The following is a 13,754-nucleotide window of genomic DNA, read 5'->3' as shown; positions in this document are numbered from 1 at the left end:
GTAGCCTAAAAGAGCTTCGCCGAAATTCACTATTCCGACAATTTCGGTGATCAATTCGCCGCGAACCTTCAACTCCCGGCGAGAACGATCCGACGGTCGCGGCAGGCTCCACCCACACCCCGTGAACCGGTACCGGACAGGCCGGTACCCGCGGCGACCTCCACATCGGCTACCCGCCGCATCCCCTCCACCCCTCATCGCGGACGAACACTTGACGACAGAAGCTACTCACCATAGCTTTGAAGCTATGACCAGTAGCCAAGGAGTGCGCATGACGGGTACGAAGTTCCTGGAGGTGGCCGGCGGGCGGCTGGCGTACGAGGTCGCCGGGCCGCAGGACGGGCCGCTGGTGGTGTGCGCGCACGGCATGGGCGACACCCGCAAGGTGTTCCGGTTCCTGGCGCCGCGGCTGGCGGAGGCGGGCTACCGGGTCGCCGCGGTCGACGTGCGCGGCCACGGCGAGTCCAGCACGGGCTGGCCCGACTACGCCCCCCGGTCGGTCGGCGCCGACCTGCTGGCCCTGGTCCGCCACCTGGGCGGCCCCGCCGTCCTGGTCGGCAGCTCCTCCAGCGCGGGGGCGGTGGCGTGGACCACGGCGACCGCCGCCGAGGGCGAGGTGAGCGCCGTGGCCATGCTGGCGCCCTTCGTCGGACGGCCACAGCTCGGCCTGATGCTGCGGCTGGCGCAGAATCTCGTCATGGCCAGCCCGCTCCTGTGGGGGACGTACTACCGCTCGCTCTATCCCACGGCCAGGCCCGCCGACCTCCCCGGCTACCTGCGCGAGCTGAAGGCGACACTGCGCGAGCCCGGCAGGATGGCCGCCGTCTCCGGGGTGGTCGCCCCCTCCGAGGGCCACTGGACCGACTGCGCCCCTCGCATGACCTGTCCCGTGCTGATCGTCATGGGGTCGAAGGACCCCGACTTCCCCGATCCCGCCGCGGAGGCCCGCCTGGCCGAGGAGGTGCTGAGGCCGTACGCCGCCACGGCCGGGGTCGCGATGATCGAGGGTGCCGGCCACTACCCGCACGCCGAGATGCCCGAGGCCACCTTCGCCGCCCTGGCGGGTTTCCTCGCCGGAGCGGTCCGTGCCTAGGGCGGGCCTGACCTCCGGCTCGGTGGTGGACGCGGCGCTGGCCCTGATCGACGAGGAGGGTCCCGGCGCGCTGACGCTGGCCGCGGTGGCCGCTCGCACCGGGGTCGCGGCCCCCTCCCTCTACAAGCACGTCCGCGGCCTGCCCGAGCTGCGCAAGCTCGTCGGCCTGCGCGTGATGGACGACATGGCGGCACGGCTCGGCACGGCGGCGATGGGCAAGAGCCGCGACGAGGCGATGGCGGCCCTGATGCGTGCCTGGCGGAGTTACGTGGTCGACTTCCCGCACCGCTACGCGGCCTTCCCCGACAACCCGCTGACCGATCCCGACCTGGTCGGCACGGCGACCCGCCTGCTGGAGGTGATCCTCGCCGTGCTGCGCGGCTACGGGCTGGAGGGGTCGGCGGCGCTCCACACCACCCGCTGCGTCCGCGCGGCCGTGCACGGTTTCGCCTCCCTGGAGGCGGCCGGCGGGTTCGGCCTGGACGAGGACCTGAACACCAGCTACGAGATGCTGATCGCCATGGTCGTCTCGGGCCTGCCCCGGGCGCCCGCCCCCTGAGCGGACGGCGAAGGCCCCGGCCCGTCGGACAGGCCCCCAAGGGTTCCTCGGCAGGGCCGGGCGAGTGCCCGATGACTTCCCGCAAGGGGAACGGCCCGCCGAGCGGGCTCGGACCTCCCGGGGGGAGAACCGGTCCGCCGGGCCCGGACCTCCCGGAAGGGAAGCCGGTTCGCCGAGCTCAGGCCTCCTGGAAGCGGATGTCGCGGGACGTCGCCGCCGGGGCGACGAGGTCGAGCATGCGCGCCCCCTCCACCTCCAGCTCCGCCCGCTCCCCCTCGCTCACCGGCGCGAAGAGCTCGACCTCCAAGGTCGCCTCGTCCCGTTTCCGCGTCACCTTCCACATGCCCCGTACGAAGCCGTCGACCAGCACCGTCGCCTTGATGATGCCGTTGACGGTGAAGATCCGCCCCCGGTACTCCTCATCGCTGATCCGGGTCCTGGTCCGCTGGGCGAACGACAGCAGCGTGTTGTCGAACTCCGACAGGTAGCGGACCGGGGCGGGGGTCTCGGGGTCGGGGCGCGACGCCTCCGGCAGGTCGAACAGCTCCGCGCCGTCCTCGGTCACGAAGGCCCGCAGGTCCATCTCGCCGAAGACCTCTCCCAGGCGGGTCATGCCCGACCACTGCTGGGCGTCCATCACCGTGGCGGGACCGTAGGCGGCGAGATAGCGGCCGATCGCCTCCTCGGCCAGAACGCGGCCGGGCCGCCGGTCCTGGGACCGGCCCAGCCACGCCTCCGCCGTGGTGTGGGCGGCCTGCCCTCCCACCCCCCAGATCCCCCTGGGCGGCACCTGGACCAGCGCCAGCGTGTTGCGTACCCCGGCGACCAGGTCGGCGGCGGGAGCCTCCGGCCAGCGCTCGCGCAACAGCGCGCCGAGCTCGCGGAAGGTCAGCGGGCGCTCCTCGACCAGCTTCCGCCCCAGGGCGGCGAGCTCGTCCAGGTCCACGCCCGCCAGTCCCCTGCCGTGCGCCGTCCCCCGCAGGCCCCGCGCCAGCATCGGCCCCAGCAGCGGGCGCAGCGCCAGGCAGTCGTCGGCGGTGACCAGGTGGATGGTGGAGCGCATCAGCGACAGCCGCACCACCTGGCGCTCGTCGATCAGCCGGGCGAGATCGTCGGGGGCGAACCCGGACAGGCGGGTCCACAGCCCGATGTAGGGAGGGTTCGGCGCCTGGGCCTGCATGCCGTACAGGTGGCGGACCGCCTCCAGCGCGGGCAGCTCCGCACGGGTCAGCAGCAGCTGCCGCTCCAGGGTGGCCCGGTTGAGCGCGCGCCTGCTGAGCACCTCGGGCATGCGTGTCCTCTCGTGGGCGAGCCGCGACGCCGGAGCACGACGTCCGTTCCCGGATCCGCGCCAGAATATCCAAATCCGCCCGGCGCTCGACCTTCACGCGAAGGTCGACGTCCAGCCTCCCGACCACCGCCGGGAACGGCTCGACGGGAGACATCGACGACCGTCACCGCACGCGAGGTCCACCTCGCCCACCGCCCCGCGGGAAACCCGGGCCCCGAGCACTTCCGGCCGGTCGACACCCCCTCCCGGCGCCGGGACCGGTGCTCGTGCGCAACCGCCACCTCGCCGGCGATCAGAGCGTCGGCGGCACCCACACGTACGGCGTCGTCGTCGTGATCGCCTCCAGGCCCAGCCTGGCGAGGATCGGGCGGCTGGCGTCGGAGGCGTCCACCTGCACCAGGGGGAACCCCCGCGCCACCGCCAGCTCCGCCCGGTACGACACCATCGCCCGGTAGACGCCCCTGCCCCGCCACTCCTTCAGCGTCGAGCCGCCCCACAGCGAGGCGAAGTCGGTGCCCTCGTGGAAGCGCGCCCACGCCGCGCACACCACCTGCCCGTCAGCCTCGGCGATCACCACCGCGCACGGGTCCCCGGGTCCGGCGAGGTCGCGCTCCAGCATGCCGGGCAGCCAGCCGTGGTCCGCGTCCCAGACCGTCTCCTCCAGCTCGCGGATGCGCTCCAGGTCGTCCCGCCCGGCCGCCTCGCGCAGCCGTACCCCGGCGGGCGCCGCCTTGGCACCGGCCAGCTCGCCCGCCTCGCCGACGAACACCGTCTCCCGCTCCTGCGGCTCGAACCCGGCCGCCACGAGCCGCTCGGGCAGGTCGGCGGGCAGGTCGTAGCCGTGGTACTTCCACTCGACCTCGCGCCCGACCCGGGTGAAGAAGTCTCGCTGGCGCGCGATGAAGGCGTCCAGCTCGGCGCCCTCCAGACCGCCCAGGTCCCGATACGTGAGGAACCCCTGGCCGTGGCCGTTCGACACGGTCCTCAGCAGCGGCCCGATCCGCTCGGCGGTACGGCCCGGCATCGGCCTGGCCCGGAGCTGCTCGTCGTATGCCGCGAGGTAGGCGGAAGCCCGCGATGAGATGTCCATTGCGAACAGCCAATCACACACTCATCGGCTCCGACATGGCGTTATGGACCTAGACACGACCCAAAGTCCTCCAACCCGCCCCGCCGCCTTTACAATGTAGATTCTTAATGGCCCGCGGGTTCCGTACGGCACGCGTGCCCTCCCCGCCCCGCCCGCTCCTCCGCCGAGCCCGCGAGAGACCTCCGCCGGACATGTCCCGGCTCCCGGAGCGGACTCCCGCCACGCATTTCCCGGCTCCCGGAGCGGACTCCCGCCGCGCATTTCCCGGACGGCGTGGTCTCCTCGGCACCGTCGCCCCAACTCCATCTCCCCAGCTCCATTTCAGGCCCGTCTCCCTCGGCACCGTCTCTCTCGGCACCGCCTTTCCGGCGCTGCGACAGGTACCTGATTCCGACACGTTCCACCGGCCGCGCCGTAACTGTCGGTGGCGCCCCCTACTATGAGCCCCTCAAGGAGGGATAGCCGCTCATGGTTGACGCGCTGAGGGTTTCGCTGCTGGTCACGACCGATCTGCCGCCCGATACCGACCTGAAGGAGTTCGGGCGGTTACTGGTCGACTCCGTGCTCACGCTCCAGCGGGGCGAGGTGACGTATCCCGCGCTCCTGCGCGGCGGGGTGTTCTGGCTGGACCGGCCGCTGCCTCCGTCCGACGACGGGGTTCCCCGAGCGGCGGCCGAGGAGTTGCGGTTCGCCGCGCTGCTGGGCCACCTGTCGGCCGCCCACCCACCGGGTTCGGCGAAGGAGACGGTCGCCGACGCGGGCCGGGCGATCACCGCCGCCGTCGCCGCCCGGTACGGCGACCTGGGCAGCCCACCGGCCGTGATGGCGATCCGCAGCGAGGACGTGCGCGAGCGCACCCCCCGAGCGGCCATCACGGTGGGATCGGAGACGGCGAGCCCCCTCCCGAACCCGAAGCCCCTGCTCGGGCCGGAGCGCCCGTCCAAGACGGAGCCCCCGACCGGGCCGGAGCCCCTGACCGAGACGGTGCCGTTCCTGAGCGCCCCCGCCTGACACCGGGAGCGAGGCCCGCCCGCCCCGGCCGGCTGGTAGCTTCCCGTCCGTGGACGTGAACATCCGGTACGGGCGGATCGAGGATGTCGAGGCGCTGCTCGCCTTCTGGCTGGTGGCCGCCGAGGGGACCGACAGGCACGACGACCCGGCCAAGGTGGTCGCGCTGATCCAACGAGACCCCGAGGCCGTCCTCATCGCCGAGATCGGCGGGAGGATGGCCGGCACGCTGCTCGCGGGCTGGGACGGCTGGCGAGCCCACCTCTACCGGCTGGCCGTGGATCCCGCCCTCCGGCGGCGGGGAGTGGGGACCGCGCTGATCCGGGCGGCCGAGGAGCGCTTCGCGGCGTTCGGCGCGTTCCGGGTCGACGCGATGGTGCTGCGCGACAACGAGCAGGCCCATCACGCCTGGGGCGCCGCGGGCTACGCGCCGCAACCCCAGTGGTCCCGCTGGGTCAAGCCACTGGGGTGACCGCCCGCATGACCGATCCGTCCGGGACCACGGCTCCTCGACGATTCGGCGGCTCGGTGCCCCAACCGGGCGCTCCAGGCGTAGGTCGCCGCCCCCTTGAGACCATCACCATTTATGCGACTTGCCGTCTTTAGGAATATAAGAGGCGGATTCCCGAGGCAGGTTATTTATTTGCCCCCACCAGACCTCGGCCGCTTGTCTTCATTCTTTGGCTGAGTAATCTTTGGTTTGCGGCACTGAGGCTGCGATATACCGCTAATTCACACTTTCCGATTATGCGCTCGCGAGCACGGGACGTCGCGCGGTTTCGCACTGCCAAGGCGGAGCTCGATGCCCGCTCGCCGATGAACGCCCGCCGAACACGGGTGACGGCAGGCACGGCACGCCGGGAGGCATGGATGAACGACGACGGCACGCTGACGCTGCCCCCGCCCGCCTCGCCCCCCCGGTCCCCCTCACGGCCGGGCGGCTCGCGGGTGGCCCCGATCCTGGGACCGGCGTTCGTCGCGGCGATCGCCTACGTGGATCCCGGCAACGTGGCCACCAACCTGACGGCCGGGGCCACGTCGGGCTACCTGCTCGTGTGGGTGGTCGTGCTGGCCAGCCTCGTGGCGCTCCTCGTGCAGTTCCAGGCGGCGAAGCTCGGCATGGCGACCGGCAAGAGCCTGCCCCGGCTGTGCCGCGAGCGTTTCTCCCGCCGCGGCAGCCTCCTGCTGTGGCTCCAGGCCGAGGTGGTGGTGCTGGCCACGGACCTGGCCGAGTTCGTCGGCGCGGCCATCGGGATGCAACTGCTCTTCGGGATGCCGCCCGCGATGTCGGCGGTGGTCACCGCCGTGGTGGCGCTGCTCATGCTGCAACTGCGGCGGCACGGCCGGACGCGGCGGTTCGAGCTCGTCAGCGCCGCGAGCCTCCTGCTCGTCGGGGCGGGTGTCGTCTACGACATCGTCGCGGTGGGCCGGCAGTCCGCCGCCGGGCTGGCCGGTGGGCTGATCCCCCGCCTGGACGGCAGCGGCTCGCTCATCCTCGCCATGGGGATCGTCGGAGCCACCGTCATGCCGCACGCCATCTACCTGCACTCCGCGCTGGTGCAGGGCCGGGGGTGGCCGGTCGGCGCGGCCTGGCGGCGGCCCGCGCTCGTCCGGCGGGCGCTGCGGATCGACTGCCTGCTCGGCCTCGGCACCGCCACGGTCGTCAACGTGTCGATGATCGCCCTCGGCGCCGGGCTCGGGGCGGCGACGGGCGGGGCCTGGACCGGCGACCTGTTCGCCGCCCACGCGGAGTTGCTGGACCTGGCCGGCGGCGCCGCCGCCCTCGCGTTCGCCGTCATGCTCCTGTCGTCGGGGGTCTCGTCCTGCGGGGTGGGCACCCTGGCCGGGGACGTGGTGATGCGGGGCTTTTTGAACCTCCGAGTACCGATCCAGCTGCGGCGCGTCGTGACGATGACACCGGCCGTCCTCGCCCTGGTGCTCGGCGTGCCGCTGACCAGCCTGCTGATCGTGAGCCAGGTGGTCATCTCGCTCGGCGTGCCCGTCGCGTTGTTCCTGCTCGTCCACTTCTGCCGCGACCGGGCGGTGATGGGCCCCCTGGTCAACGATCCGCTGACCACCCGGATAGCGGCCTGCGCGGGCGCCGCGGTCGCCGTCCTCGGGTGCTGCCTGCCGCTGACCTTCCTGTTCTGAGAAACCCCCGCCTGTTCCACTCCCACCCGCTCTCGCGGAGAACCGCTCTCAGGGAACCCGTTCTCAGGGACCGGGGGCCGGGACTCCCGCACCGGAGGCATCGTTGAACACCGTCACCCGCGTCTCGCCCGCCTCCGTCACCGAGACGCTCGACCGGCTCGAAGAGCTGATCACGAGCGGGGGGCTGAGGCTCTTCGCCGTCATCGAGCACGACGTGGCCGCCGCGGAGGCCGGGCTGAGCATGCGGCCCGCCAAGCTGGTGATCTTCGGCGACCCCGCGGCGGGCACCCCGCTGATGGTCGCCGCGCCGCTGCTCGCCCTCGACCTGCCCCTGAAGATCCTCGTCTGGCAGGACGAGTCCGGCCGTACCCTGGTCAGCCACGGCAGCGTCGCCGAGCTCCAGGAGCGGTACGGCCTGACCGAGGATCAGGTGGCGCCGCTGCGCAGGGTCGCGCTCCTGGCCTCCGCGGCCACCGGCGCCTGACGGTCCTGACGGCGTGAACGCGAGGCAGCGGTCGGAGCGGCGCGGGCACCCGGGCGAGCCCCGGCTCCCCGCCGCGTGCGCGGTGGTGGTCGCCGCGGCGCTGTACGCGGCGCTGCCGGGCAAGCTCATCGTCGGGCCGCGGTTCGTCATCCCGACCCTGGAACTGCTGCTGCTGGTGCCCCTGATAGCGATCAACCCCCGGCGGATGGTCCGGGAGAACCGGTTGATGAGGCGGCTGTCCATCGCCCTCGTCCTGCTCATCGCGGTGGCCAACGGGGTGTCGCTGGTCCTGCTCATCATCGAGCTGGTGTCCGGCGAGGTCAGGGAGGGCAAGCAGCTGCTGCTCGCCGCCGTCCAGGTGTGGGTGACCAACATCATCATCTTCGGGCTGGCCTTCTGGGAGCTCGACCGGGGAGGACCCGTGCGGCGCACCCAGACGAAGGGCGGGAACCTGCCGGTGGCCGACTTCCGCTTCCCGCAGGACGAGGACCACGACGCCGTCGCCGAGGTGGCCGCCCGGTCGTCGGCGAGGTCGGGGTGGACGCCCGGCTTCGCCGACTACCTCTACGTGTCGGTGACGAACTCCTCCGCGTTCAGCCCCACCGACACCATGCCGCTGTCGGTACGGGCGAAGTTCCTGATGGCCGTGGAGTCGGTGTCGGCGCTCATCCTGTCGGTGCTCGTCATCTCACGAGGTGTCGGCCTGCTGGGGTGACGCCTCCCGGACGGCCCTGGCGTGCCTGCGCCGCCCCACCGCGCCGACGAGACGCGGGGTGATCACCGAGATGATCAGGAGCAGGCCGGTGACGATCGACTGGATCTCGGTCGCCACGTCGTTGAGCATGAGCAGGTTGCGCAGCAGGCCGATGAGCAGCACTCCGGCGATCACGCCCCCGAGGGTGCCCCTGCCCCCGTCGAAGTCGACGCCGCCCAGGAGGACGGCGGCGATGACGGCCAGCTCCAGCCCGATGCCGTTGTCGGCGCGGGCGCTGCCGTACCGCAGGGTGAAGATCACCCCGGCGAAGGCCGCGACGGTGCCCGAGAGCACGAACAGGATCAGCTTGATCCGCTTGACCCGGATGCCGGCGAACCGCGCCGCCTCCTCCTGCGCGCCGATCGCGAACAGCGAGCGGCCGAAGCCGGTGGCGTGCAGCACCACGGCGGTGATCACGGCCAGCAGCACGAACAGCGCCACCGGGTACGGGATCGGCGTGCCCGGCACGTCGCCCACCGCCAGCTCCGTGTACTGCGCAGGGAACTCCGCGATCGCCCTGTCGCCCAGCACCACGTAGGCGAGGCCGCGGTAGAGCGCCAGCGTGCCGATGGTGACGGCGAGCGAGGGCAGCCCCAGCCGGGTCACCAGGAGGCCGTTGACCAGCCCGCACACCGCCCCCACCACGACCACCAGCGGGATGATCGTCTCGATCGCCCAGCCCGCGTCCCAGAGCGAGCCGACCAGCGCGCTGGACAGGCCCAGCACCGAGGCCACCGACAGGTCCACCTCTGCGGCCACCACCAGCATGGTCATGGCCAGCGCGATCAGCGCGATCTCCCCCAGGTCGCCGAGCGCGAACGACAGGTTGCCGACGCTGGCGAACCCGGGCGATCCGGCCGAACCGGCGATGAAGACGAGCACCAGCAGCAGGCCGACGAACACGTCCCAGCGGAGCAGGCGGCCGAGCGAGCCGCGCTCCGGCCGTCCGGCCGGCGGTACGGCCCGCGCCTCGGGCTTCACGGTCGTCACGTCAGGAGCCATGTCGGGAGTTCCTCCTCCGCAGTAGCCGCGCGACCCGCAGCGCGAGCAGCCGGTCGACGCTGATCGCCAGGAGCAGCAGCGCTCCGGTGATGGCCTGCTGCCAGAACGGGTTGACCTTGAGCACGACCAGCGCGCTGGTGATGGTGGTGAGCAGCAGCGCGCCGAGCGCCGCGCCGTACACGGTGCCGACGCCGCCGGTGATCGCCACCCCGCCGACCACGACGGCGCTGACCACCTGGAGCTCCCAGCCGTTGGCGGCGTCGGCGACCACGGTGCCGAACCGCGACAGCCAGAGCACCCCGGCCAGGCCCGCGAGCGCGCCGCTGAAGAGGTAGGCCCCCATCACGCGGCGCCGCACCGGCACGCCCGCCAGGCTCGCGGCCTCCGGGCTGGAGCCGATGGCGTAGAAGTCGCGGCCCGAGGCGTAGGAGCGCAGGTAGTAGCCGACGGCCAGCATCACCACGACGGCGATCACCGGCAGGTACGGCACCCCGAACACCGAGCCGTTGCCCAGGGACAGCAGCGCCGGGGGCAGGTCGACGGCGTTGATCTGCCGCCCGTGGGCGATGTAGTGGTCGACGCCCTGGATCACGTACAGCGTGCCGAGGGTCACCACCAGGGCCGGTACCCGGCCGAAGCTGACCAGCAGGCCGTTGATCATGCCGCAGAGCGCGCCGATCGCGACGCCCAGCACGACCGCGAAGACGATGCCCCTGCCGTGGTCGGCGGAGAGGAGGTCGCCGACGGTGAAGGCCACCAGGCCGACGATCGAGCCGACGGACAGGTCGATGTTGCGGGTGATGACGACGACGGACTGGCCGACGGCGAGCAGCACCAGGATGGAGGCGTTGAGGAAGATGTCGGTCAGGCCCTGGCCGGACAGGAAGTTGCCGTTGGTGCTCGCGGTCACCGCCACCAGGACGGCCAGCGCCGCCACGATGCTCAGCTCGCGGGCCCGGAACACCAGGTCCACCAGGCCGCGGGTGCTCCGCCCGGCGGTGACGGCGCTCATGCGCCCTCCCCCTCCGGTCGCGTGTTCCGGACACGTCCCCCCGTGCCCCGCCGTCCTCGGGGGCTCTCGTTCCGTCCGGTCACGAGGCCCTCCCGGTCGCCGCTGACATGACACTCTCCTCTGTGGCCCGCTCGCGCGGGATCTCGGCGACGAGCCGCCCCTCCTGCATGACCAGGACCCGGTCTGCCATGCCGAGCACCTCGGGCAGGTCGGAGGAGATCATCAGTACGGCGAGACCGTCGGCGGCCAGCTGGGACAGGAGCCGGTGCACCTCGGCCTTGGTGCCCACGTCGATGCCCCGGGTGGGCTCGTCGATGATGAGCACGTCGGGGCCGGTGGAGAGCCACTTGCCCAGCACGACCTTCTGCTGGTTGCCGCCGGAGAGCACGTTGACCGTGTCCGACAGCCGGTTGAACTTGAGCTGGAGCCGGATCGCCCAGTCGCGGGCCCGGTCGCGCTCGGCGGCGCGGGAGATCACCGGGCCGCGGCGCAGCGCCCTCAGGCCGGTGATCCCGATGTTGCGCTCGATGGAGTGGTCCATCACCAGGCCCTGCTGGCGCCGGTCCTCGGGGACCAGGGCGAGGCCCGCGGACATCGCGGCGGTCGGGGACGCGGCGGGCAGCCGCTTCCCGTTCACCTCGACGGTCCCGGCGTCCCAGCGGTCCACGCCGAAGATCGCCCGGGCGACCTCGCTGCGTCCCGCGCCGACCAGCCCGGCGAGGGCCACGATCTCGCCCCGCCGCACCTCGAAGGAGACGTCGGTGAACACGCCCTCCCGGGTGAGCCGGCCGACCTTGAGCGCCACCTCGCCGACCTCGGTCTCCTGCTTGGGGTAGAGGGTGTCGAGGTCGCGGCCGACCATCCGGCGGATCAGATGCTCGTGCGTCAGGCCCGCGACCGGCTCGCCGGCGATCCAGGCGCCGTCGCGCAGCGTGGTGACCCGCTGGCAGAGCTCGAAGATCTCGTCCAGGCGGTGCGAGATGAACAGGACCGCGCACCCCTGCTCGCGCAGCGTCTTGACCACGTTGAACAGCCGGGCCACCTCGTTGCCCGACAGCGCCGCGGTGGGCTCGTCCATGACCAGCACCCGCGCGTCCCGCGACAGCGCCTTGGCGATCTCGACGAGCTGCTGGTCGGCGATGGACAGGCCGCGGGCCGGCTGCTCGGGGTCCAGGGCCACGCCGAGCCCGGCGAACAGCTCCGCGGCGCGGGCGTGCATGGCCCCGCGGTCGATCCGGCCGAGCGTGCTCCTGGGCTGGCGGCCGATGAAGATGTTCTCGGCGACCGACAGGTCGGGGAACATCGTGGGCTCCTGGTAGATCACGGCCACGCCCGCCCGCTGGGCGTCGGCGGGGTTGCCGAACTCCACCGGCTCGCCGTCGAGCAGGACCTGCCCGGTGTCCGGGCGGTGCACGCCCGCCAGGATCTTCACCAGGGTGGACTTGCCCGCGCCGTTCTCCCCCGCGAGCGCGTGCGCCTCTCCCGCGTGCAGGTCGAGGGAGACGTCGCGCAACGCCCGCACGGCGCCGAACGCCTTGCTCACCCCGGCCAGCGCCAGGACCGGAGGGGGCTCGCCGGAGGGTGGCCGAAGTGGCGCCTCTCCCTCGTCCGGTACGGTCACCGTGCCACCCCTTCCATCCCCTAAAAACGTTTTAGTAGAATGAGCGGACGCTAATCCCGGCCGCCTCCCTTGTCAATGGGGGATGAAAGCCTCGTTTCCAATGCGTTACGCCATCTCGCAGGTGGGGCGCGACCGGGTCCGGCACCACCTTGGAGAAGGTTCCACCTAGATCGAGTAACACGTTTTAATCGTTGCCGGAATCGGGGTGGTCACGGCGACCGGCGAGGTACACGAGATGGCCCGCCACGGTCGCCGGCCCGCCCCACCGGCCCCGCCCGACCGGCGGGACGGGTGGCCACGGCGCCACACGGGCATGTCGGGCGCACCCGCCGGCGGCTCCCCGGGCGAACCCGGACCGCGAGCCGCGATCGCGAACCTTGGCCGTGAGCCTTGGCCGTGAGCCTTGGCCGTGAGCCTTGGCCGTGAGCCTTGGCCGTGGACCTTGGCCATGAGCTTTCTTCGTGAACCTTGGCCGCAGCCCAGCAGCCCTGCAGCCCCGCGACCCCGCCCCCGGGTCGAGGACCGAAAGCGTCGGCCGGTGTTCTCCGGGCGAACTCCCGCGGTTGTGACCTGCGGATACCCGGGCCGCGCGGTCCCGCCGGACACGCCGTCGACCTCAAAACGGAATAACCAGCGACAGACGTCCGTTAGAGTGATCGTGCCGATGTGGTTTGTGTCCCCCGGGCCGCAAATTACCGCCTTCACGGAATACCGTTCGGCTGGAGCCGTGTTGTGCCTCTCGCCGAGGAGGCGACCGCCACATCGGCACCAAACGTCACGCCCCGCGAGCCCACCCGGCTCGCGGGGTGTTTCATTTCCTCCGTGACCGGTCCGGTGGGGTTTTTCACCGGACTCGCCCCGGAAAAGAGCGGTGGCGATGGAGGAGGGCTACAAACCTGACGGCCTCGCTTGTGCGGGTGCGTACAACCGTCGGCCGCCGGGCCACCACCTAGTGTTGGGTAACCCGTCTCATGAGGAGAGTCCGTGCTCTATCGCCTGACCAAGATTGTCGGCGGCCCGATCCTGCACCTGCTCTGGCCGACCTCGGTCACCGGGCACGAGCACGTTCCCGTCACGGGTCCGGCCATCATGGCCTCCAACCACCTGTCGATCCTCGACTCGACCTTCCTGCCGCTGGTGCTCAAGCGCCAGGTCCGCTTCGTCGCCAAGTCCGAGTACTTCACCGGTAATCCCGTCACCGCGATGTGGATGCGCGCCACCGGCCAGATCAGCATCGACCGGCAGAGCCCCACCTCCGCCCAGGACATGCTCGACGCGGCGGCGGAGGTGCTCAGGAACGGCGAGCTGTTCGGCATCTACCCGGAGGGCACCCGCTCCCCCGACGGACGCCTCTACCGGGGCAAGGTCGGCGTCGCCTGGCTGGCCCTGGCCACCGGCGCGCCGGTGATCCCGGTGGCGATGGAGGGCACCGGCGAGGTGCTGCCGATCGGTGCCACCAGGCCCAGGCTCGGCCGGGTGAACGTGCGCATCGGCAAGCCGATGACCTTCTCCGGCTCGGAGACGAGCGCGCGTGACCGGCGCGGCGTGACCGACGAGATCATGTTCGCGATCCAGGAGCTGTCCGGCCAGGAATACGTGACGAGCTACGCACCCAGCCGTACACAGACCAAATGATCCTTTGTCGGTATATGTCGCTTTGGTCACGCTAGGCTGCGGCCCTGGGGAAGA

At 71.8% G+C, this 13,754-nt stretch carries 13 protein-coding genes; 8 read left to right on the top strand and 5 right to left on the bottom strand.

The features are described 5' to 3' along the window. The first annotated feature begins 271 nt into the window (after positions 1 to 271). Both AC5L38_RS34165 and AC5L38_RS34160 read left to right on the top strand, forming a co-directional pair. A complete protein-coding gene (locus AC5L38_RS34165) occupies positions 272 to 1,093 on the top strand; it encodes an alpha/beta fold hydrolase (protein ID WP_495246926.1) in 822 nt (273 codons plus the stop codon). After that, positions 1,086 to 1,652 (top strand): TetR/AcrR family transcriptional regulator, encoded by a 567-nt coding sequence (locus tag AC5L38_RS34160; protein WP_495246925.1) that lies wholly within the window; start codon positions 1,086 to 1,088, stop codon positions 1,650 to 1,652. The genes AC5L38_RS34165 and AC5L38_RS34160 overlap by 8 nt, the downstream gene beginning before the upstream one ends. A 178-nt stretch (positions 1,653 to 1,830) precedes the next feature. Here AC5L38_RS34160 and AC5L38_RS34155 read toward each other — a convergent pair whose 3' ends face one another. Then, entirely contained in the window at positions 1,831 to 2,943 is a 1,113-nt protein-coding gene (locus tag AC5L38_RS34155; protein ID WP_495246924.1) for a winged helix DNA-binding domain-containing protein, read from the bottom strand. Between the two features lie 292 nt (positions 2,944 to 3,235). After that, positions 3,236 to 4,033 (bottom strand): GNAT family N-acetyltransferase, encoded by a 798-nt coding sequence (locus tag AC5L38_RS34150; protein ID WP_495246923.1) that lies wholly within the window; start codon positions 4,031 to 4,033, stop codon positions 3,236 to 3,238. A 468-nt stretch (positions 4,034 to 4,501) separates the two neighbouring features. On the opposite strand from AC5L38_RS34150, the gene AC5L38_RS34145 reads away from it, so the two are divergent. From AC5L38_RS34145 to AC5L38_RS34125, 5 genes are all read left to right on the top strand, one after another. After that, positions 4,502 to 5,044 carry a hypothetical protein gene (locus AC5L38_RS34145; RefSeq protein WP_495246922.1) on the top strand — a complete coding sequence of 181 codons (543 nt, stop codon included), beginning with the start codon at positions 4,502 to 4,504 and terminating at the stop codon, positions 5,042 to 5,044. Positions 5,045 to 5,093: 49 nt separating this feature from the next. Beyond that, complete coding sequence (locus tag AC5L38_RS34140; protein ID WP_495246921.1) at positions 5,094 to 5,513, top strand: GNAT family N-acetyltransferase; 420 nt, start codon at positions 5,094 to 5,096, stop codon at positions 5,511 to 5,513. Positions 5,514 to 5,911: 398 nt separating this feature from the next. Further along, a complete protein-coding gene (locus tag AC5L38_RS34135; RefSeq protein ID WP_495246920.1) occupies positions 5,912 to 7,192 on the top strand; it encodes an Nramp family divalent metal transporter in 1,281 nt (426 codons plus the stop codon). A 103-nt stretch (positions 7,193 to 7,295) separates the two neighbouring features. Beyond that, positions 7,296 to 7,676, top strand: coding sequence for a DUF302 domain-containing protein (locus tag AC5L38_RS34130; protein ID WP_495246919.1), 381 nt, complete (start codon positions 7,296 to 7,298; stop codon positions 7,674 to 7,676). Positions 7,677 to 7,689: 13 nt separating this feature from the next. Then, positions 7,690 to 8,391, top strand: a complete 702-nt coding sequence (locus tag AC5L38_RS34125) for a hypothetical protein (protein ID WP_495246918.1) — start codon at positions 7,690 to 7,692, stop codon at positions 8,389 to 8,391. Here the strand turns inward: AC5L38_RS34125 and AC5L38_RS34120 are convergent. The 3 genes from AC5L38_RS34120 to AC5L38_RS34110 all read right to left on the bottom strand — a co-directional run bounded on the left by AC5L38_RS34120 (position 8,365) and on the right by AC5L38_RS34110 (position 11,987). Then, positions 8,365 to 9,432 (bottom strand): ABC transporter permease, encoded by a 1,068-nt coding sequence (locus tag AC5L38_RS34120; protein WP_495246917.1) that lies wholly within the window; start codon positions 9,430 to 9,432, stop codon positions 8,365 to 8,367. The two genes, AC5L38_RS34125 and AC5L38_RS34120, sit on opposite strands and share 27 nt — an antisense overlap. Next, positions 9,422 to 10,444 carry an ABC transporter permease gene (locus AC5L38_RS34115; RefSeq protein WP_495246916.1) on the bottom strand — a complete coding sequence of 341 codons (1,023 nt, stop codon included), beginning with the start codon at positions 10,442 to 10,444 and terminating at the stop codon, positions 9,422 to 9,424. The genes AC5L38_RS34120 and AC5L38_RS34115 overlap by 11 nt, the downstream gene beginning before the upstream one ends. 79 nt (positions 10,445 to 10,523) lie before the next feature. Beyond that, a complete protein-coding gene (locus AC5L38_RS34110) occupies positions 10,524 to 11,987 on the bottom strand; it encodes a sugar ABC transporter ATP-binding protein (protein WP_495246955.1) in 1,464 nt (487 codons plus the stop codon). Positions 11,988 to 13,049: 1,062 nt separating this feature from the next. On the opposite strand from AC5L38_RS34110, the gene AC5L38_RS34105 reads away from it, so the two are divergent. Further along, positions 13,050 to 13,700, top strand: coding sequence for a lysophospholipid acyltransferase family protein (locus tag AC5L38_RS34105; RefSeq protein ID WP_495246915.1), 651 nt, complete (start codon positions 13,050 to 13,052; stop codon positions 13,698 to 13,700). Positions 13,701 to 13,754: the final 54 nt, after the last annotated feature.

The organism is Streptosporangium nanhuense, assembly GCF_059358815.1.
This window is presented reverse-complemented; position numbering and strand designations above follow the sequence as displayed.